Source organism: Erwinia sp. E_sp_B01_1 (genome assembly GCF_036865545.1).
GTDB lineage: Bacteria > Pseudomonadota > Gammaproteobacteria > Enterobacterales > Enterobacteriaceae > Erwinia.
Genome location: NZ_CP142208.1, coordinates 4,750,613 through 4,771,852, shown reverse-complemented (window position 1 = coordinate 4,771,852; position 21,240 = coordinate 4,750,613). Strand labels below are relative to the sequence as shown.

Below are 21,240 nucleotides of genomic sequence, written 5' to 3'. Positions count from 1 at the left end.
AGTCCCCTTAAGACTGCAATACGTCGGTAAGGCGCTCAAGACGGCCGCGTACGCTGCCATCAATGACCAAATCACCCGCACGGATAATCAGGCCTGCCATTACAGACTTATCGATTTTGCAATTCAGCTTAACTTTGCGTGACAGACGTTTTTCCATAGCGGCGCTGATTTTAGTCAGCTGTTCGTCACTCAGTGTGGTGGAAGAGATTACCTCAACATCGGTAGTCGCATCATATGCGTCACGTAGCTGGATAAACTGCGCCAGAACACTGGCAAGCGCCGGTAAACGTTTGTTTTCGGCCATTACCTTAATCAGGTTTTGACCGGCTTCGTCCAGTTGGTCACCACAGATAGCGATGAACCGTGCAGACAACGCTTCCGGCGCTAGTGCGCCGGAAAGGAGTTCTGCTACCTGTTCATTACTGGCTACCTGAGTAGCGAACGCCAGCATTTGCTGCCAGCGGTCGATACTTTGATGCTCAACAGCAAAGTCAAAAGCTGCTTTAGCGTAGGGGCGAGCTACAGTAGTAAATTCAGACATCAGCCCCTCCCTTACAGTTCAGCGACCAGTTTATCAACGATGTCGCTGTTAGCAGCTTCATCCACGGAACGTTCAATGATTTTCTCGGCACCGGCAATAGCCAGCATCGCGACTTGCTTGCGCAACTCTTCACGTGCACGTTTGCGTTCAGCGTCAATTTCAGCCTGCGCCTGGGTGACGATCTTGTTACGTTCCTGCTCAGCCTCAGCTTTGACTTCGTCCAGGATCTGCGAACGACGCTTATTAGCCTGTTCGATGATTACCTGAGCTTCTTCTTTCGCTTTCTTCAGCTGGTCGGTCGCATTAGCCTGCGCGAGATCCAAATCTTTTTTGGCACGTTCAGCGGAAGCAAGGCCTTCGGCAACTTCTTTCTGGCGCTTTTCGATAGCGGCCATCAGCGGCGGCCATACGTACTTCATGCAGAACAGGACAAACAGGATGAACGCGATGGCCTGGCCGAGGATTGTTGCGTTAATGTTCACAGCACAATGCCTCTTGTTAAGTTAACTTTTTCTCCGGTCAGCAAGCCGACCGGAAGAATCTGTTCATCACCCGGCACGACACCTGGCGATGAACTATCGGTTATTACGCGACAGCAAACATCACGTACAGACCCAGACCAACAGCGATCATTGGGATTGCATCCACCAGACCCATTACAACAAAGAACTGCGTACGCAGCAGAGGGATCAGATCCGGTTGACGCGCGGCGCCTTCCAGGAATTTGCCTCCGAGGATGCCGATACCGATCGCAGCACCGATTGCCGCTAAGCCCATCATAATAGCGGCAGCCATGTACAGCAGATCCATATTCAGGTTTTCCATGACAGTCTCCAGTTTGTTTCAGTTAAAACGCAGTAGTGTTGAGAAAAAATCAATGTTCTTCAGATGCCATCGACAGATAGACAATCGTTAAGACCATGAAAATGAAAGCCTGCAACGAAATGATCAGGATGTGGAAAATGGCCCATGGCACATTCAGAATCCACTGTGACCACCACGGCAACAGACCGGCAATCAGGATAAAAATCAATTCACCCGCATACATGTTCCCGAACAGTCGCAGACCCAGAGAAACTGGTTTGGACAACAGGCTCACACCTTCAAGGATCAGGTTGATCGGAATGAAGACCGGATGATTGAAGGGTTGCAATGTCAGCTCTTTCGTAAAGCCACCAATGCCTTTCATCTTGATGCTGTAGAACAGAATCAAAACAAATACGCCAAGTGCCATTGAGAGCGTGATGTTCACGTCTGCAGAAGGCACAACACGCAACGCTGGCAGACCCAGGAGATGCTCACCGATAAACGGCAGCAAATCGATAGGCAGCAGGTCCATGAAGTTCATCAGGAAGACCCAGACGAAAATCGTCAGAGCCAGCGGTGCGATAACTTTGCTTTTACCGTGGTACATGTCGCGCACGTTGTCGTCGACAAAGCCGACTACCAACTCAATCGCGGCCTGCATCTTTCCCGGTACGCCACTGGTGGCTGATTTCGCAACTTTACGAAACACCACCAGGAATACCAGTCCCAGCAGCACGGAGAAAAACATGGAGTCGATATTTAGTACCCAGAACGTCGCCGGAGCGTCGTGCGGATTCACCAGCTCGAAGGTACGCAGGTCCAACTGAAGGTTATTCAGATGATGGCCTATGTATTCCTGCGGCGTAGAGATTTCTCCTGCAGCCATGATGCCTCTTACCCTTTGTTGTTAATTACAGCCGGTGCGACGATTTGCACAATCAGCACCGATAACCAGGCCAGTCCGAGCGGTGTAAACGCCGCCCCAAATACCGCCAGCGCCAAAATAAGCAAGAGAATCGTTGCCAGAACCTTCAGCACCTCTCCTACCAAAAACCCCCAGGCTATGCGCCCTTTTATCGGGTCTCCTGCCTGATGACGCCAGGCAAAAATCATAAACACAATCTGCGGCAGCCAGGCTGCCAGTCCACCCGCAAGGGCGGATAAGCCCCACGCCAGATCTTTAAGGGCAAACAGCGCGCCGATTACGACAAAGGTCACCAGCTGAAGTAACAGCACGGTTCGGGCAAATTTTACTCTGTAAAGGGACACTGACATGACGCTAAAACTCTCCTGCCCCATCAGGGGTATGTCGCGTGTCGTATAAAACTGCCTTTACCCTTTTGAGTCAAGCAGCAAAAAACGAGCAAATTATACGGTGCGCCCCTGCGATTTCAATGGATAAGTAGCGAAAAGGTGAACAATTATTTAAATTTCTTTCCGCGGGCCTGTTTTTTAAAACTCTGAAGAACGGCAAACCGAACGAAATTTCCTGCAAGAAGCGACAAACCTTGCTCATAAAGCGTGCTGGCGATCACATTTCAGCAACTTATTGCCTAACTAATGTTCAGGAGTATTCTTAACTTAATGAAAATAAAATTTATAAAAACATTATAATTCATTAACTTGAATCAATACTTTTTAAAAATAGCAATTATTGTCGATTGAAACCGCTTATTGACATTTGCAGCAACTAATTTCCCCGGTTCAGGCCATTACTTACGCCGATTTATAAAGAGGATATATTTTCCTGCGTCACTATCATGACCGCATTGTTGCCGCTTAAAGGTAATAACTATGATAACTGAATGTGAAATTAACGTTAAATGTTACCAGAGATGTCGGATAATTTCAGGCTGTGCATTTAACCTGATGGAAACAACCTGTCAGCATAAAAAAGTGTGAGCCTGAACGTTCAACTGCTGAAATTTCAAACAACCGCTTTCAGTAATTGACTCCAGGCGCGTGATTACCACTCCTGATTATCACCTGACTTAACTAAAATATTGAAACATAAAGCACTTACAGTTAATAAGGCTATTGCAGTTAAGCGGCAAAACCGGCGCATTAACCCCCGCCTGAAACAGGGCAATCGCCGGTTATTTAGTCAGGTTTACCACGATCAAATGACGCTCGCCTTCCAGTTGCGGAACGGCCAGTTTCACTACCTGCTCAACGCTGAATCCGGCGGGTAATGTCGCTAATTCATCCTCCGGGATTACTCCTTTAAGAGCATAAAAGCGCCCTCCCCTACCCGGTAAATGGTGGCACCAGTTCAGCATATCATTCAGCGAGGCAAAAGCCCGGCTGATCACCCCGTCGAAAGGCGGCTCTGCCGGGAAGTCTTCCACGCGGCTTTGCACTGGCTCAATGTTGGTCAGCTTAAGTTCATGCTGCACCTGTTTGAGGAAGCGTACGCGCTTTCCAAGGCTGTCCAGCAGGGTGAAATGCGCTTCAGGCCGGACAATAGCCAGGGGGACGCCAGGCAAGCCTGGACCGGTTCCCACGTCGATAAAACGGCTGCCCTGCAGATAAGGCTCCACGACGATGCTGTCGAGGATGTGACGAATCAACATCTGCTCAGGGTCACGAACTGAGGTCAGATTATAGGCCTTGTTCCACTTATGCAGCATTTCAACATAGCCGGTCAGCTGCTGTTTTTGCTGATCGGACAGGGATATGTTGGCGGCTTTAAGCAGAGAAGTGAGTTTAGTAATCACAATACTGTCCTGTGAGGCTGGTCTGCGGGCAAATCTATTCGTCCCGCAGGAGAAATACAACAGGGGCGGAATAAATCCCGCCCCTGATACTGGCGTGCCTCAGCGTCAGGCACTTTTACGCAGTAATCCCTGTTTTTTCAGGTAGATCAGCAAAATGGAGATTGCCGCAGGTGTGATCCCGGAGATCCGGGATGCCTGGCCGATCGATCCGGGTTTATGATCGTTCAGCTTGGCAATCACCTCGTTGGAGAGGCCACTGACCTGACGGTAATCCAGCTCTGCCGGCAGCAGGGTATTTTCATTACGCAGCTGGCGATCAATCTCTTCCTGCTGGCGGGCAATGTACCCTTCGTATTTCACCTGAATTTCAACCTGCTCAGCAGCCTGAGGGTCGCTCAGCGCTGGTGCAAAGGTGTTCAGGGTCATCAGCTGCTGATAAGTCATCTCAGGGCGACGCAGCAAATCTTCTCCGCTGGCTTCCTTGGTCAGCCCGGCGCTCAGGACGTTGTTCACTTCCTCAACGCACTCTGATTTCGGGTGAACCCAGATATCACGAAGGCGCTGGCGTTCTTTCTCAATGCTTTCCAGCTTCTCGTTGAATCGTGCCCAACGCGCATCATCTACCAGGCCAAGCTCGCGGCCCGCTTCCGTCAGACGAAGATCGGCATTGTCTTCTCTCAGCATCAGACGATATTCCGCACGTGAAGTGAACATGCGGTAGGGCTCTTTGGTCCCCAGGGTGCAGAGATCGTCAACCAGTACGCCAAGGTAAGCCTGATCGCGACGTGGAGCCCAGGTCTCTTTATCAGCGGAGAGGCGACCCGCATTCAGGCCAGCCAGCAGGCCCTGAGCCGCCGCTTCTTCGTAACCTGTGGTGCCGTTGATCTGTCCTGCAAAGAACAGACCCTGAATATGTTTGCTTTCCAGCGTTGGCTTCAGATCGCGGGGATCGAAGAAATCATACTCAATGGCATAACCAGGACGGACGATCTTCGCGTTTTCCAGTCCCTGCATTGAGCGGACGATCTGGATCTGCACGTCAAAAGGCAGGCTGGTCGAGATACCATTAGGATAGATTTCGTTGCTGGTCAGGCCTTCCGGCTCAAGGAAGATCTGGTGCGCGTTACGATCGGCAAAACGCATCACTTTATCTTCGATAGAAGGGCAATAACGCGGGCCAATCCCTTCAATTACGCCGGAGTACATCGGGCTGCGATCCAGGTTATTGCGGATCACATCATGCGTTTTTTCGTTGGTGTAGGTGATATAGCAAGGCACCTGCTGGGGATGCTGAGCCACATTTCCCATAAACGAGAACACCGGCATTGGCGTATCACCATGCTGAGGAGCCAGCACGCTGAAATCAATGGTTCTGGCATCGATACGCGGTGGCGTACCGGTTTTCAAACGGCTGACACGCAAAGGCAGTTCACGCAGACGGCGGGCCAGTGGGATCGAAGGAGGATCGCCAGCACGTCCGCCGCTGTAATTATCCAGACCAATATGAATTTTCCCGTCGAGGAAAGTCCCTACGGTTAGTACAACCGACTTAGCACGGAACTTCAGTCCCATCTGAGTCACAGCACCTACCACACGATCGTTCTCAACAATCAGATCGTCCACAGCCTGTTGGAAGATCATCAGGTTTGGCTGATTCTCTAACGCAGTACGAACGGCCTGTCGGTATAACACACGATCTGCCTGAGCACGGGTAGCCCGGACCGCAGGACCTTTGCTCGCGTTTAGTATCCTAAACTGTATGCCAGCCTGATCGATGGCATGTGCCATCAGCCCGCCAAGTGCGTCCACTTCCTTAACCAGATGTCCTTTGCCAATACCACCGATCGCCGGATTACAGGACATTTGTCCAAGCGTATCAATGTTATGGGTTAATAGCAGGGTTTGCTGACCCATTCGGGCAGCCGCCATAGCGGCTTCGGTACCCGCATGACCACCACCGATTACGATGACGTCAAAAGGATCTGGATAAAACATGGTACTGCACCTCGCGATTGTGCGATTAGGGGAGATTGCTATCAGGGCGTGGATTCTACTCAACTTTAGACGATGGGGAAAGCGCATGGCCTGACGTGTATTAAAAAGAAGATCTTTTTTATCTAGAGATCTCTTTATTAGATCTTCTATTAGGATCGACGATCTCTGTGGATAAGGCTTTTTTCCTGATAACGATCATCAGGTTATTAAGGATCGTTTGCTGTGAATGATCGGTGATCCTGCAGCGTATAAGCTGGGATCTAAATGGATGGTTATCCACAGGTACCCTGAGGTGGTACAGTTGTTCTTTGGATAAACACCGGTTATTACCGCGTTTTAAGCATACTTATCCACATTCATTTGCTACTTTTATCAGCAAAAAAGGGCATTATTTACAAAACTTCTGGCGATTTTCAGGATCCGGCAGCGCAAATCAGGGCGATCTTGCTGCCAGGAATCCTCATTTCAGGAGGTTTTTCCAGCTCGCTACCCAAACTTCAGCCGGATCCTCAGGGATCTCATGTTCCAGCACATCTATATCCAGTCGATCGCCGATCCTTTGAGCCCCACATGAAGTCAGCAACACGTCGAGCTTCTCTATAGCACCGCAGAAGAGATCGTATTCACGGTTGCCTATCCCTACGGCACCGTAACGAACCTGGCTTAAATCAGGTTTCTTCTCTTCTATTGCATCATAAAGAGGTTGCAGGTTATCAGGCAGATCGCCAGCCCCATGAGTAGAGGAGACCACCAGCCAGATCCCTTCAGGAGTCAGCTCTTCCAACTCCGGGCCATGCAGCATTTCCGTTGAAAAGCCGGCTTCTTCCAGCTTTTCAGCCAGAAGCTCTGCGACATACTCTGCGCTGCCTAAGGTGCTGCCAGTGATTAAGGTTACGTCAGCCATGATCAAGATCCCTGTGCCACAAAGGCCAGTATTGTACGCTGTGATCAGTCTGGGATCTACCTGTGGATAAGTAAGGGTATTACTTCAGCAGGGTCGGGATTCCGTGGAGACAGAGTCCGGTTGCGTGTGGACAGCTTTGTGCACAGTTCAGGGCTTGATCGTGCGCATGATCGGGTTTTGCAGTGAGATCAGCGTTTCGGTGGACTGAATTTCGTCGATGGTCTGGATCTTGTTGATCAACACCAGTTGCAACGCATCAATAGATCGGCACATTACCTTAATAAAGATGCTGTAGTGGCCGGTGGTGTACCAGGCTTCCACCACTTCATCCAGAGCGTCCAGTTTAGCTACGGCAGCCGGATAGTCGCGGGCGCTTTTCAGGATGATGCCAATAAAGCAGCAGACGTCATAACCCAGATGTTTAGGGTCAATCTCCACCCTGGTCCCTTTAATAATTCCTGACTGCTTCATCTTCTCCACGCGGACATGGATAGTGCCGGGGCTGACGTTGAACTGCTTGGCGAGTTCGGCATAGGCGGTTCGGGCGTTCTCCATCAGGGCATTGAGGATGCCGCGATCGAGATTATCGATTTGTTGATTTTCGGCCATAACGGCTCCAGGTTTAGGGGATCTTCAGCAGATAAGGGAATAATTTGCAGGAAAGCGAAGGGAATAACAATAAAGTTGATCGGCCCGTCAGTGATGACTAAAAGCAGAATCTGTGAATTTATCAGGCTTAATGGCGGGTACCTGAGCACCCGCCATTAAGATTAACGCTTACGCCATACAGTCAGTTGAGCGACCGTATGCTGATATTTACGCGCCGTTTCCCTGATAACAAAAGGCACATCCTGAGGAGCCGCAATCTCTTCAAAATCTGCAGCCAGTAAACGTTGTAATGCCTGATAGGTTGTCAGGGCTTCACCGTTCTCACGAATGCCTCCCAGCCAGTTCTCCTTAGGCGTAAAATCTTCCAGCCAGGTATAAGGCGAGGAGAGCATCAGTACGCCACCGGAACGGATCATGGCGGTAATATCCTGCAGGAACCGTTCTGGCTGGCGCAGACGGTCGATCAGGTTAGAGGCCAGCACCAGATCGTAGCGATCGGGCTGCGGTTTGAGGTTACAGGCGTCGCCCTGTACAAACTGGATGCGACGGGACTGCTCCTCCCCCAGATCGAAATCTTTCAGCCGGACCTGACGATATTCCACCAGATCGCCCTCTTCCTGAGTCACATAGCGGAAATCTTCGCCGCTGGTGAGCTGCAACGCCACATCGATAAAGCGTGCGGAATAGTCCATCCCCACCACCTCTTCAAAATGGCGCGCCAGTTCAAAGCTGGCACGGCCTGTAGCACAACCGAGATCCAGCGCGGTACCCCGTTTACTGGTTACCCCACAGGCAATATCCACCAGCGCTTTGGCGTAGTTTTGCGTGTTGAAATAGTCCGGGCCGTACTGGAAGTCCAGATACTGAGAAACCATGCTGTCGGTTTCATAGGGGTTGAGCATCATTTTTTCCTGATGCGTGGAAACCACATAACGGAAGCCTGCATGCTGGAAAAAATGCCGGCGGAAAGCATAACGCGCGGATTTCAGCGCCTCGTTCCCGGTGGAAATCCAGCTACCGCCTTTGATCAGGGCGTGTTTACCGTCAAAGGTTGGGGTGGAGAAGTCATCATATAAAGGATGCACTTTAAAACCTTCCAGCCCGTTGGTTGGTGTGGTGGTCCACTGCCAGACGTTGCCAATCAGATCGTAAAAGTTGCCCTGAGCAAAGCGATCCACCGGGCAGGAAGAGGCCCACCAGGCGAGGTTAAGATTGCCCGGTGCTTCTGGCCAGTCAGGCTGATCGCCGGTCACGCCCTCACGCAGCAGCAGCCACTCGGCTTCGCTGGGGAGCTGGACAGATTTGCCGGTTTCCCCGGCTTTCCACCGGCAGAAGGCGGCCGCTTCGAGCTGGTTCACCTCTGCTGGCCAGTCCCACGGCATGGGCACTTCTTCAGTCATCAGGCGCAGTTGCAGGTTATCCGGATCGGCGAGGGATCCTACCCAAAACGTTGGCATTACGGCTTTGGCGAAATTACGCCAGCCCAGCCCTTCTTCATCCCACCAGCGATCGTCCTGATAGCCTCCGGCAGCAACAAAGTCGAAAAACTCCGCGTTGCTGGTCAGCATCTGGCTGGCTTTGAAAGGCTTCACTCCGGTGACCAGGGTGCCGTACTCATTATCCCAGCCGTAGGTATCGTCGGTTTTCCCCTGGGTTACGCGGGCACCCTCAACGGGCAGCAGTTTATTCTGTGGCACGGAGGCGCGGTCATGACGGGCTGAAGGACAGGCAGGCCAGTGTGGCTGAGGTTTAACCCAGGCCACCGGCAGCTGACGGATCAATACGCTGGAGGTTTCCAGATGGATGCGCTCATGTTCAATACCCATCAGGATCACCCAGGCAGGGCTCTCCCAGCCGATCGGCAGGCTCAGCGGCATCTCTTTGATAAAGGTCTCCACCAGATGCCGAACTTTACCGCGATAGTCACGCAGTTCTGCCAGCGACGGCCACTGATAGTGGCTGGTGTCCAGGTCGTCCCAGCTCATCTCATCCACGCCGATCGCCATCATGGCTTCAATCCGATCGTCAACGCGGTCCGCAAGCAGGCCGCCAGCCATCATCTTATTGACGTAGAAAGTGGCAGTGTGACCGTAATAGAACACCAGAGGATGGCGCAGTGAAATGGCTTTGGTGTAAAACGCCTGCTCATCGGCAAGACAGTCAAACAGACTCTCATAGAGTGTCCAGGTCTGCCGGAAATAGTCGAGAAGTTGCTGGCGTTTCTCTTCGGTACTGCCGCCGCTTAACCGTAGTGTGCGGGTCGGTTCTGGTAATCCTGATGCAATATCCTGGTGTAATGCCACGTGATGCTCCCAATTTGCCTGTAGGCTAAAGCGTACACATGACTATAGCAAATAAGCATTTCCGGCATGTTTCTGAAGAGGATCAGCGCTGCCAGTGTCGTAACAGTCGGCTTTTCAGACCGGTATCAAACCGCCAGATATGGTCGAAGATGCGCATTATTCCGGGTTTTCCATGATCGGACAGCGCAACAGCGTGGAAGCGTTGCTGTTGTTTTATCTGGTGCTGTTTGATTCTTTTCACCAGCTCTTCCGGCAACCGTTGGGCAATAAAGTCGGAAATAATTACCGCATCGGCATCGTTCCACGCAGTAGCCGAGAGTTTTTGCAGCACGGAATCCAGGCAGGCGGCCAGATCGGTACCGCCCCGGAAACGCTGGCTGAGAAAACGGATAGCCTGCGCAATGCCATCGCCCGCGGTCAGCTCATAACCCACCACTTCATGGGCAAACAGCATGATGTAACAGCGGCGATTATCGGCCAGCGCCACTTTCAGCAGCGCGAGGCAGAAAGCTTTAGCGCAGCGTTCGTTAAACCCCCCCATAGAGCCGGAAGTATCTACACAGACAATAAATGGCCCTCGCGGTTGTTCGTCATGATGCTGGTGGCTCACGGGGCGCAGCGTGACTTTATCGTGCCAGGCATCGCCCTGCAGACGGTAGGTCAACAGCCTTTTCTCCACCAGCCGGCGATAGAATTCAATCTCCAGTTCGCTGATGCCCAGCGTGACCAGTTCAGGCGGCAGGAGGCGCAGGATATCGTCACTCTGGTGCAGGCCGCTGATCTCTTCCGGTACGCTTTCCGGTTCCCTGATCAACTGATGAAACTCCTCGAGGGGCGCATCTTCAGACGGGACAGCTTTAGCTTCACGGCTGCGGCCCAGCTGTTCGGCCAGTTTTAACAGAGCGGGCTGCCGGGCAAGAAAATCCCCGTATTCCACAATCAGCTGGTAATCGCTGCGCTGAAGCGGGCTTTTGGTCAGATCCCACAGCCGGCCAGCGGCGGCTTCGTTATTGTCAGAGAGCACTTCGGCCAGCTGGCCACTCATCGCCAGACGCTGCTGCAACTCGGCCAGCAGTTTCTCGCGCTCCTGATCCAATAGTTGCTGATTTAACGTCAGCGTTTGCAGCGTGAGGCTCAGCCGCCAGCGTTGTAAAAACAACGTCTGTTGGGCCTGACTGAGATCGCCAACATCGTTATTGGCGACCAGCTGCTGAGCTTTTTCTTCGAAAGGAGAGTGGTGCAGTGAAAGCCAAACCAACAGCTCCGGCAACTGCTGGCAGAAATGCGAATGGCTCAATCCCTGAAATTTCTGGAACAGGGCAAATTCAGCGGCCAGGTCATCCGGCACGGCAGTGGTTTTCAGCTGTTCAAGCACTTCTGTTTTCCAGCGGGGCAGGTCGCGTAGCAGTGCTTTTTTCATGCCGGGGAATTTTTCGAAAAACAGGGCGAGCTGCGGGCTGGCAAGCAGGGCTATCACCAGTTCTTCCAGCAGTTCGCCCTCGCTGATCGCCAGAAGCGCGCTCAGCGTGTCTAACGAAATCACCGACGAGCCTGCTTCAGCTGGTCGGCAACCTGATGCAGGCTTTCTTCGATGCGCGCCAGCCAGTCATCGCTGATAAACAGGCAGCGCTGATGCTGGCTGAACAGGGTACGCTGCACGCGCAGCTCTGTTTCCAGCTCGTCCAGCGCCTGTACAATCTCTTCCGGCAACCCACTGGCCTGCTGTTTACCCGGCAGCATCAGCCTTGAGGCCTGCAGGCTGACATCACGCAGCGTAAGGCAGTCATTTCCGTCCACATGCAGGTCCAGCGTTTGAGCAAATCCGATACCGTTAAGCTTGCCGCGGATATCCCCGCTTTTTTGCAGCCAGTGGTGCAGGGGCTCGCGGCCAATCACCACATGCGTTACCTGCATATCATGCAGCATCAGCGGCTTTTGCAGCATCAGCGTCAGCGACTCTTCGCCCAGCGAGGCAGGCAGTTCGTAATGCGGCTTCCGGCTGAACATGCCGCCGTGCTTCTCCAGGCGGATAGCCTGCTCAACGCTTTTTTCCTGTTGCAGAGCCATGCGACGGGAGGAAATTTGCTGCAGTTTGATCAGCATTGGCTGCTGTTGCCAGGCCTGTTGAGTGATCAGGTTATCGATCTCACGATCCAGCAACTTCATTGAGTTAACATCGTGCCACAGGCAATCTTTCAGCAGGATCAGATCCACCGGCGCAATGCTGTTGCGGCCGCTGTAAAATGCGCAGGCCTGCAGCAGGTGAATGGCTTTTTTCCAGCGACGATCGGAAATATAAGGCGCTTCTGGCTGGTTCTCCAGTTGCTGACGCAGCAGGAAGATCAGCTCAAACACTTCGTCGTTCAGGGTGACCTGGGTAATGCCTTTCTGCCACTCAAAATACTCTTCGTCGCTGATGCACAAAGATTTATCCACCGGATTGGTATCATCCTGCTGGTGAGTCAGCATGCTGCGAAAGTTCTGCTTTTCATGCACGTTATCCAGCCACAGACGGATCAACATGCGGTCATACAGCGCTTCCAGCCCGCTGTCTGCTTCTGGCAGTTCATTGGAAGCGGTGACCAGCAGACGCATGGGGATCTGTTCTTCGCAGTCGCCATTACGGAAACGGCGTTCATTGATGGCGGTCAGCAGGGTATTGAGGATCGCCGGGCCGGCTTTCCAGATTTCATCCAGGAACACAATTTCAGCATCAGGCAGGTAGCCTTTGGTCAGGCGCTGATAACGACCTTCATCTTTAAGCGCCTGGATGGAAAGCGGGCCAAACACCTCTTCAGGCGTGGAGAAACGGGTCATCAGATATTCAAAGGCGCGGGAGTGCTGAAAAGCATACTTTAACCGGCGGGCAATCAGGCTTTTAGCAATGCCTGGCGGGCCTAATAAAAAGACGCTCTCTCCGCTCAGCGCGGCCAGCAGGCAGAGGCGAATTGCGTGGTGCCGCTCATAAAGTCCCTTTTCCAACGCATTGCTTAAGCGGGCAATTCTTTCCGCCAGTAAATGGGGCTGAGGCATAATCAAACATTCATCCTTTTTACGGTCCGGCCAGCACCGCGACTGGCGAGCGCATACACTACTGGCTATGATGCTTGAAAGAGTTGATACGAGTCAGCTTTTTTCTTGTCAAAGAGTGACCCAGCACAGCCTGGTCACTTCTCTTAACGCAATTAAGAATAGGCATTCATGATGAATCGTGCATACTGTGCGCGTTTTGATGGCTTGATGAGCTGTGCGCAATTCCGCGTTACGGATCCCAACAAAAGACCTGTCTATGAGTTCTGAGAAAAAGCAGTCCCTCGGTGCCGTTACCTTAGCGGCAATCGGCGTTGTCTATGGCGATATTGGTACCAGCCCTCTTTATACCCTTCGTGAATGTCTGTCCGGCCAGTTCGGCTTTGGTGTCGAACGTGATGCGGTCTTTGGCTTTCTTTCGCTGATTTTCTGGCTGCTGGTGCTGGTGGTCTCCCTGAAGTACATCAGCTACGTCATGCGTGCTGATAATGCCGGGGAAGGGGGAATTCTGACGCTGATGTCGCTGGCAGGCCGTAATACCGGGGCCAGAACCACGGCGGTGCTGGTGATTATGGGGCTGATTGGCGGCAGCTTTTTCTATGGCGAGGTGGTGATTACCCCAGCCGTATCGGTGCTGTCAGCCATTGAAGGCCTGGAGATTGCGGCACCGGCGCTTGATACTTATATCGTGCCTATGGCGATCGCCGTGCTGACGCTGCTCTTTATGATCCAGAAACATGGCACTGGCATGGTGGGTAAACTGTTCGCGCCAGTGATGTTGCTGTGGTTCATTGTGCTGGCCGTGCTTGGCGCCCGCAGTATTATGAACAATCCCGATGTCCTCCACGCGCTGAATCCTTACTGGGCAATGCACTTCTTTATGGAATATAAAGAAGTCTCCTTCTTTGCGCTTGGCGCTGTGGTGCTGGCGATCACCGGGGTGGAAGCGCTGTATGCGGATATGGGTCACTTTGGCAAATTCCCGATTCGCCTGGCGTGGTTTGTTGTGGTTCTGCCTTCGTTGACGCTGAACTACTTCGGTCAGGGTGCGCTGCTGCTGAAACATCCTGAAGCGATTAAAAACCCGTTCTTCCTGCTGGCTCCGGACTGGGCGCTGATCCCGATGCTGATTCTGGCCACGCTGGCGACGGTTATCGCTTCCCAGGCGGTGATTTCCGGTGTCTTCTCGCTGACCCGTCAGGCTGTGCGTCTGGGCTATCTGCCACCGATGCGTATCGTGCACACTTCAGAAGAAGAATCCGGTCAGATTTATATCCCGGTGATCAACTGGCTGCTCTACTTTGCGGTGGTCATCGTGATTGTGGGCTTCGAACACTCCAGTAACCTGGCAGCGGCCTACGGCATTGCAGTGACCGGCACCATGGTGCTTACCTCCATCCTGTGTACCACGGTGGCGATCAAAAACTGGCACTGGAACCGTTATCTGGTGCTGGCGGTACTGTTAGCGATGCTGTGTATTGATGTCTCGTTATTCTCAGCCAACCTGGTGAAAATTTTCTCCGGTGGCTGGCTGCCGCTCTGCCTGGCGCTGGTGATGTTTGTCATTATGACCACCTGGAAAAGCGAGCGATTCCGCCTGCTGCGACGGATGCATGAACACGGGAATTCTCTGGAGGCGATGATCGCCTCGCTGGAAAAATCCCCTCCGGTGCGTGTACCGGGCACGGCGGTATATATGTCCCGTGCGCTGAACGGGATCCCTTTTGCCATGCTGCATAATCTAAAGCACAACAAAGTGCTGCATGAGCGCGTGGTGCTGCTGACGCTGCGCACGGAAGATGCGCCTTACGTGCACAATATCCGGCGTGTCACGCTCGAACAGCTTTCGCCTACCTTCTGGCGCGTGGTTGCCAGCTATGGCTGGCGTGAAACGCCGAATGTGGAAGAAATTTTCCACCGCTGTGGCCTGGAAGGGTTGAGCTGCCGGATGATGGAAACCTCCTTCTTTATGTCACATGAGTCGCTGATTATCGGTAAGCGGCCCTGGTATCTGCGCCTGCGAGGCAAACTGTTCCTGATGCTGCAGAAGAACGCCCTGCGCGCACCGGATCAGTTCAAAATCCCGCCTAACAGGGTGATTGAGCTGGGAACGCAGGTTGAGATTTAACCCTGGCTGAATCAGCAAAAAAGGGCCGAAAGGCCCTTTTTTGTCTCTGTTGCGGCTCTTTACTCTTGAGCACGAAATACCGGTTTGCTACCAGTCGATCCGCACGGCAAAGCCCCCTTCGCTGCGGTTGGCAAAGCTGGCCCGCATCCCATGCAGCCGGGCTACATTGCTGACTATTGAAAGGCCCAGGCCGCTACCCGATTTCTCCTGCCCCGGCGGCCGGTAAAACCGTTCGCCAATTCTTGCCAGTGACGCTTCCGTCACGCCCGGGCCCTTGTCCAGCACCTCAATACTGCGCATCTCCAGCTTCAACTGCACGTTTCCACCAGCCTGGCTGTAGCGGATGGCGTTATCCAGCAGATTACGCACCATCAACGCCAGCAGCAGCGGGTGGCCCATTTTGATGACCGGAACCCTTTGCGCCTCCAGTTCAATCTCCACTCCCGCGGCCTGTGCCTTACTGTAGTGATCCACCACCGCCTGCTGCAAAAGCTGTTCTAAATCAACAGGCTGCTTCTCCAGTTCATCTCCACTCTCCAGCCTTGAAAGCGTCAGCAACTGATCCACCAGCCGGGTAGCGCGATCGATTCCGGCATCCAGATTGCTCAGTGCATGATGGCGCATCGCCCGATCGTCGTGCGCGAGCTGGGCTACTTCCGTCTGGACCTTCAGCGCGGCCAGCGGGCTTCGCAGTTCATGTGCCGCATCAGAGGTAAAGCGACGTTCGCGGACCAGCATGTCAGCAATGCGGGTAAACAGAGCGTTCAGCTCTTCCACCAGCGGACGGACCTCCTGAGGAACCCGCTTCTCATCCAGAGGCATCTGCTCATCGGGGGAGCGGTGACGTAACTGACTGGCTATGCGCTTCAGGGGAGCCAGTTCGTGGGTTACCAGCCACAGCAGCAGGATCACCATCACCGGCAGGGCAAAAAGCCACGGCCAGAGGTTGGCCTGCACAATATCCCGGGTCATGTCGTCACGGTATTCCCACTCCTGACCGACCACTACCACGTACCTGTTGTCCGGCGTGCTGAGCCAGACCATACGCCACAGATCGTCATCACCTTTAAGTTTGCCGTCGGTGAAGCCGTTACGCTGGTAGTGAAACAGGAAATCTTTGCCGTTATCACCATCGTTCATCACCATCCTGCCGTCCTGGGTGAAGAGAGCAAAGGCCAGCGCATCATCTTCCTGATCGCCACGATGGTGCCTGACCAGTTTTTTAGTTTTGGGCAGGGTCAGCGGCTCATGGCCAGCCTGTTCCGGATTCATCGTCGCCAGCCGTTTGGCGAACAGCATCTGCTGGGTATCAAACAGCTGGTTAATTTTGTGCCGGGTCTGCCACCAGGAGCCGATACCCGCGCTTCCCCAGCAGATCAGGGTCAGCAGTAAAAAGCCCAGCATCAGCCGCAGCCGTAAACTCAGACGAATCAAACCGGTTCTCCCAGCGTGTAACCCACGCCATGAACGGTGCGGATAAACTGGCTGCCCAGCTTCTTACGTAAATGGTGGATATGGACTTCCACGGCATTGCTGGAGACATCCTCATCCCAGCCGTAGAGTTTTTCTTCCAGCTGAGCGCGGGTCAGCACCCGGCCAGTATTCATCAGGAACAGTTCAAGCAGGGCCAGCTCGCGGGATTTCAGCGGCAGAGGCTCGCCGTTCAGCGTTACGGTATGCGATGCACATTCCATCACTACCGCACCGTGGCTGAGTGTCGGTTGGAGCTGACCATGACGGCGGCGAATTAACGCCTGTAGCCGGGCGGCCACTTCACTCAGGGCGAAAGGTTTACAAAGGTAGTCGTCGGCGCCCTGTTGCAGACCCTTCACGCGTTGTTCCAGCGCATCCCGCGCGGTGAGGATCAGCACCGGCTCATCCTGGCCCTGCTGGCGCCACTGGCGCAGGATCTCCAGGCCGTCCATGCCCGGCAGGCTCAGATCCAGTACCACGGCATCATAAGGTGCTGCGCCGAGTGCAGTAAGTCCCTCTCTGCCCTCCATAAACCAGTCGACGCTGAACCCAAGTTTGATCAGTCCTGCTTTGATCCCGTCGCCTATCAGCCGGTCGTCCTCAATGACTAAAATACGCATGATGAATTCCTTGTGTGAGTCCCCGCTTTATACGAGACAGCAAGGGCTGTTGTACAGCGTATATCGCCGAAATTCGACGCTTTTCGCCAGTTTAAATAAATAAAATCCCTGGGCCCGGGTTCTTAAGATCCTGTTAAGAACCCTGTGGTTAACTGGCTCCCGAAGACAACAAATCCGCGCAGTATTGACTGCCATCCTCAAGGGAATAAAGGTGACTATGATGAAAAAGACCGCTGCACTACTCGCTATTACCGCTCTGGTTTCGATGCCGGTTCTTGCTGCTCAGAACGGGGGCTTCGTTGACCAGAATGGCTCGCCTGCCGTGGTACAGAATGGCGGATTTTCTGGCCCGAATGGTACGGTAGCTACGGTGAAACAGGCTCAGGATATGAAGGATGATGCCTGGGTGACCCTGCGTGGTCAGATTGAAAAGCGTGTGGGTGATGAAGACTACACTTTCCGTGATGCCACAGGCACGATGAACGTTGAGATCGATCACAAGCGCTGGGATGGGCAAACCATTACCCCTGCCGACAAAGTCGAGCTGCAGGGGAAACTGGATAAAGACTTCAACTCGCTTGAACTGGACGTGAAACAGGTCAGAAAAATCCAGGGCTAAACGTCCGCCGCAGGGGGAGAGTCCCCTGTCTGGTGCTGGCCAGCATGGCGACCAGATGCAGCACCGCAGGTGAGCGATCCAGCCTGCGCCAGGCCAGCGCGATATCGCTGTTCAGCACCGCATCATCAACAGGATGAAATGTGACGCCAGGATGGCGGATACAGCCGAGCGATTCCGGCACGATGGTAAAGCCCACTCCGCTGGCCACCCTGCCAATGGCTGAGGCAATCTGAGGCGCCTGCTGAGCGGTTTTAGGTTGAAAACCCGCCCGCAGGCAGGCGCTGACAATCAGTTCATACAGGCTGGGCGCCACTTCCTGTGGAAACAAAATCAGTGCTTCATCAGCCAGGTGTTCCAGCGACACCCTCGCTTCCCCCGCCAGGTGATGCCCCGGTGGGAGAGCCACCAGCATTTTCTCACTGGCTATCACCTTCAGATTAAAGGCTTTACTGCTTTCACAGGGCAGACGGACAAAGGCCGCATCCAGCAAACCCTCCTGCAAATCGTGCATCAGCGATGCCATATTCTGCTCACGCGTGGACAACGTCATCTCCGGATAGCGCGTCTGAAAATCCTTCAGCAGAGTGAAAACCCCGGCATGAAAGGCCACTGAACTGGCGAAACCCAGCGAAAGCCGCCCACTGACGCCACGGGCAATCCCCTTCGCTTTTTCCAGCGCATGACCGGTCAGCTCCAGGATCTGGCACGCATCCTGGTAAAACGCCTCCCCGGCTTCAGTCAGTTCAACGCTACGGGTCAACCTTTTCAATAAAGGTAAGCCAATTTCCCGCTCCAGCCGCAGGATTTGCTGGCTCAGGGGCGGCTGGGAAATTCCCAGCATCTCTGCGGCCCTGGTAAAGTTGTGGGTTTGGGCAACGGCAACGAAATAGCGCAGATGGCGAAGTTCCATATCAAAAACGTCTCAAAGTGATGGCTTTCCTATATTGGTACCCGCGCCTGAATCGAGTCAACATCCTGTTAATGATTCTTAACTATAAAGCCGCGAGGATGCCATGAAACATTCTGTAACTGACTGTTTATGTGAGCAACAGTTGGCGTCGACCGTCAGTGCATTGCAGCAGCATAAGCCAGAAAGCGTAATCTATCAGACCTCCCTGATGAGCGCGTTGCTCAGCGGAGTTTACGATGGCAGCATCACGGTGGCCGATCTGCTGAAAAAAGGGGATTTCGGACTGGGAACGTTTAACCAGCTTGATGGAGAACTGATCGCCTTCGACAGCGAAGTCTATCAACTGCGCTCTGACGGCAGCGCGCGGGAAGCCAGCCCGCACCAGAAAACGCCCTTTGCGGTGATGACGTTCTTCCGGCCGCAGCATCGCCATCATTTTAGTAAGCCTGCCAGCCGCCAGGCAATTCACGACATTATCGACAGTCAGGTCACTTCCGATAATCAGTTCTGTGCCTTGCGCATTGATGGCCGTTTTTCAGCCGCCGAGACCCGTACCGTTCCCTGCCAGCACCGCCCTTATCGCTCCATGCCGGAAGTGCTTGGCCAGCAGCCCACCTTCCATTTCAGCCAGCGCAACGGCGTGCTGATTGGCTTCCGTACGCCGCAGTATATGCAGGGCATTAACGTCGCGGGCTATCACGAACACTTTATTACCGACGATCGTCAGGGCGGCGGACATCTGCTTGATTATCAGCTTGAAGAGGGCGTACTGACCTTTGGAGAAATCAGCAAGCTGGTGATCGACCTGCCCGAAGACCGTGATTTTCTGCAGGCCAACCTGAATCCCGACAACCTCGATTCAGCCATTCGTTCTGTAGAGAGCTAATTCCCCTAAGGAGTGATGATGAAAAACCCAACCGATACTCAACTGTGGCAGCACGGTGCCGATTTGGTGGTAGCGCAGCTAGAAATGCAGGGCGTTAAGCAGGTCTTCGGCATTCCCGGTGCGAAAATCGACAAGGTTTTTGATTCGCTACTGGACTCCTCAATACAGACTATTCCCGTACGCCATGAAGCTAATGCAGCGTTTATGGCCGCGGCCGTAGGGCGACTGACCGGCAATGCAGGCGTGGCGCTGGTGACCTCCGGCCCCGGCTGTTCGAACCTGATCACCGGGATGGCTACCGCCACCAGTGAAGGCGATCCGGTTGTGGCTTTGGGCGGGGCGGTGAAACGTGCCGACAGCGCCAAACAGGTGCATCAGAGCATGGATACCGTTGCCATGTTTCGTCCGGTCACCAAATATGCTGTGGAAGTCACGGATGCTAACGCCCTGTCGGAGGTAGTTTCCAACGCTTTTCGTCAGGCTGAGCATGGCCGCGGGGGGAGCCTTCGTCAGTCTGCCTCAGGATATTGTGGATCAACCCGCCCGTGGCAATCTGCTCTCGTGCAAAGGGCAGATACTGCTGGGTGCCGCACCGGACGTGGCAATCGACGCCGTCGCGCGGCAGATAGCGCAGGCGAAAAACCCCGTGCTGCTGCTCGGTCTGATGGCCAGCCAGCCGGAAAACAGTGCGGCTTTACATCGCCTGCTGGAGCGGAGCCACATTCCGGTCACCAGTACCTATCAGGCTGCGGGCGCCGTTCGTCAGGAGCATTTTTCCCGCTTCGCTGGCCGGGTCGGGCTTTTCAACAATCAGGCGGGCGATCGTCTGCTGCGTCAGGCGGATTTGATCGTCACTATCGGTTACAGCCCGGTGGAGTATGAACCGGCAATGTGGAACAGCGGTACGGCTACGCTGGTGCACATCGACGTGCTGCCTGCGGAGGCGGATAACTGTTATCTGCCGGATGCGGAACTGGTGGGCGATATCGCCGCCACGCTGGACAAACTGGCTGAACGTATCGCCTCGCCGTTACAGCTCAGCAATCAGGCCGCCGCCATTCTGCAGGATCGTCAGCAACAGCGGGAATTGCTCTCGTTGCAGGGACAAAACCTCAATCAGTTTGCCCTGCATCCGCTGCGTATCGTACGGGCGATGCAGGACATCATTAACAGCGACGTCACCCTGACGGTGGATATGGGCAGTTTCCATATCTGGATCGCCCGTTACCTTTACAGCTTCCGCGCCCGTCAGATCATGATCTCCAACGGGCAACAGACCATGGGCGTTGCCCTGCCCTGGGCGATTGGTGCCTGGCTGGTGGATCCCAGCCGCAAGGTGGTGTCAGTTTCCGGCGACGGGGGATTCCTCCAGTCAAGTATGGAACTGGAAACGGCTGTGAGGCTGAAGGCAAATATTCTGCACATCATCTGGGTGGATGAGGAATACAACATGGTCGCCATGCAGGAACAGAAGAAATATCAGCGCGTTTCCGGGGTGAAATTCGGGCCAGTGGATTTCAAAGCCTATGCCGAAGCTTTTGGCGCGGCGGGATTTGCCGTGGAAAGCGCCGATGCGCTGGAGCCAACGCTGCGTAAGGCGATGGATGTGCAGGGGCCTGCCGTGGTGGCGGTGCCGGTGGATTATGCCGACAACCCTATGCTGATGGGCCAGCTGCACCTGAGTCAGATTCTTTAATA

18 protein-coding genes and 1 pseudogene are annotated in these 21,240 nt (G+C 53.8%); 4 read left to right on the top strand and 15 right to left on the bottom strand.

Annotation, left to right across the window (positions count from 1 at the left end; all coding sequences use genetic code 11):
• Window positions 1-7: 7 nt before the first annotated feature.
• The 12 genes from atpH to ravA all read right to left on the bottom strand — a co-directional run bounded on the left by atpH (window position 8) and on the right by ravA (window position 12,909).
• Window positions 8-541, bottom strand: a complete 534-nt coding sequence (gene atpH / locus VRC33_RS22135; protein ID WP_338559519.1) for a F0F1 ATP synthase subunit delta — start codon at window positions 539-541, stop codon at window positions 8-10.
• Between the two features lie 11 nt (window positions 542-552).
• Window positions 553-1,023 (bottom strand): F0F1 ATP synthase subunit B, encoded by a 471-nt coding sequence (atpF, locus tag VRC33_RS22130; protein ID WP_013204591.1) that lies wholly within the window; start codon window positions 1,021-1,023, stop codon window positions 553-555.
• Between the two features lie 103 nt (window positions 1,024-1,126).
• Entirely contained in the window at window positions 1,127-1,366 is a 240-nt protein-coding gene (gene atpE / locus VRC33_RS22125; RefSeq protein ID WP_338559515.1) for a F0F1 ATP synthase subunit C, read from the bottom strand.
• 49 nt (window positions 1,367-1,415) lie between these two features.
• On the bottom strand, window positions 1,416-2,234 hold the full coding sequence (gene atpB, locus VRC33_RS22120) for a F0F1 ATP synthase subunit A (RefSeq protein WP_338559513.1): 819 nt from the start codon (window positions 2,232-2,234) through the stop codon (window positions 1,416-1,418).
• 8 nt (window positions 2,235-2,242) lie between these two features.
• The gene (gene atpI / locus VRC33_RS22115) at window positions 2,243-2,623 is read right to left on the bottom strand and encodes a F0F1 ATP synthase subunit I (protein ID WP_338559511.1); all 381 of its coding nucleotides are present in this window, start codon (window positions 2,621-2,623) and stop codon (window positions 2,243-2,245) included.
• Between the two features lie 821 nt (window positions 2,624-3,444).
• Entirely contained in the window at window positions 3,445-4,065 is a 621-nt protein-coding gene (gene rsmG, locus VRC33_RS22110; RefSeq protein ID WP_338559509.1) for a 16S rRNA (guanine(527)-N(7))-methyltransferase RsmG, read from the bottom strand.
• A 105-nt stretch (window positions 4,066-4,170) separates the two neighbouring features.
• A complete protein-coding gene (gene mnmG, locus VRC33_RS22105) occupies window positions 4,171-6,060 on the bottom strand; it encodes a tRNA uridine-5-carboxymethylaminomethyl(34) synthesis enzyme MnmG (protein WP_338559507.1) in 1,890 nt (629 codons plus the stop codon).
• 460 nt (window positions 6,061-6,520) lie between these two features.
• The gene (mioC, locus tag VRC33_RS22100; protein WP_338559504.1) at window positions 6,521-6,964 is read right to left on the bottom strand and encodes an FMN-binding protein MioC; all 444 of its coding nucleotides are present in this window, start codon (window positions 6,962-6,964) and stop codon (window positions 6,521-6,523) included.
• 147 nt (window positions 6,965-7,111) lie between these two features.
• Entirely contained in the window at window positions 7,112-7,573 is a 462-nt protein-coding gene (gene asnC, locus VRC33_RS22095; protein ID WP_338559502.1) for a transcriptional regulator AsnC, read from the bottom strand.
• A 161-nt stretch (window positions 7,574-7,734) separates the two neighbouring features.
• Window positions 7,735-9,876, bottom strand: coding sequence for a 5-histidylcysteine sulfoxide synthase (gene ovoA, locus VRC33_RS22090; RefSeq protein ID WP_338559500.1), 2,142 nt, complete (start codon window positions 9,874-9,876; stop codon window positions 7,735-7,737).
• Between the two features lie 82 nt (window positions 9,877-9,958).
• The gene (viaA, locus tag VRC33_RS22085) at window positions 9,959-11,419 is read right to left on the bottom strand and encodes an ATPase RavA stimulator ViaA (protein WP_338559498.1); all 1,461 of its coding nucleotides are present in this window, start codon (window positions 11,417-11,419) and stop codon (window positions 9,959-9,961) included.
• Window positions 11,416-12,909: an ATPase RavA gene (gene ravA / locus VRC33_RS22080; RefSeq protein ID WP_338559496.1), complete on the bottom strand. Its 1,494-nt coding sequence runs from the start codon at window positions 12,907-12,909 to the stop codon at window positions 11,416-11,418. The genes viaA and ravA overlap by 4 nt, the downstream gene beginning before the upstream one ends.
• Window positions 12,910-13,165: 256 nt before the next feature.
• Here ravA and kup point away from each other — a divergent pair, with 256 nt between their 5' ends.
• Window positions 13,166-15,034 (top strand): low affinity potassium transporter Kup, encoded by a 1,869-nt coding sequence (gene kup / locus VRC33_RS22075; protein ID WP_338559494.1) that lies wholly within the window; start codon window positions 13,166-13,168, stop codon window positions 15,032-15,034.
• A gap of 87 nt (window positions 15,035-15,121) precedes the next feature.
• Here kup and qseC read toward each other — a convergent pair whose 3' ends face one another.
• Both qseC and qseB read right to left on the bottom strand, forming a co-directional pair.
• Window positions 15,122-16,468 (bottom strand): quorum sensing histidine kinase QseC, encoded by a 1,347-nt coding sequence (qseC, locus tag VRC33_RS22070; RefSeq protein ID WP_338559492.1) that lies wholly within the window; start codon window positions 16,466-16,468, stop codon window positions 15,122-15,124.
• Entirely contained in the window at window positions 16,465-17,127 is a 663-nt protein-coding gene (gene qseB / locus VRC33_RS22065) for a quorum sensing response regulator transcription factor QseB (protein ID WP_338559490.1), read from the bottom strand. Before qseB ends, qseC begins: the two co-directional genes overlap by 4 nt.
• A 220-nt stretch (window positions 17,128-17,347) precedes the next feature.
• Between qseB and VRC33_RS22060 the strand changes: the two genes are divergently transcribed.
• Window positions 17,348-17,746, top strand: coding sequence for a YgiW/YdeI family stress tolerance OB fold protein (locus VRC33_RS22060; protein ID WP_338564392.1), 399 nt, complete (start codon window positions 17,348-17,350; stop codon window positions 17,744-17,746).
• Here VRC33_RS22060 and VRC33_RS22055 read toward each other — a convergent pair.
• Window positions 17,727-18,656 carry a LysR family transcriptional regulator gene (locus VRC33_RS22055; RefSeq protein WP_338559488.1) on the bottom strand — a complete coding sequence of 310 codons (930 nt, stop codon included), beginning with the start codon at window positions 18,654-18,656 and terminating at the stop codon, window positions 17,727-17,729. The genes VRC33_RS22060 and VRC33_RS22055 overlap by 20 nt on opposite strands.
• Before the next feature lie 103 nt (window positions 18,657-18,759).
• Here VRC33_RS22055 and budA point away from each other — a divergent pair, with 103 nt between their 5' ends.
• Window positions 18,760-19,542: an acetolactate decarboxylase gene (gene budA / locus VRC33_RS22050; RefSeq protein WP_338559485.1), complete on the top strand. Its 783-nt coding sequence runs from the start codon at window positions 18,760-18,762 to the stop codon at window positions 19,540-19,542.
• An 18-nt stretch (window positions 19,543-19,560) separates the two neighbouring features.
• Window positions 19,561-21,238: pseudogene (alsS, locus tag VRC33_RS22045) on the top strand (acetolactate synthase AlsS).
• Window positions 21,239-21,240 lie beyond the last annotated feature (2 nt).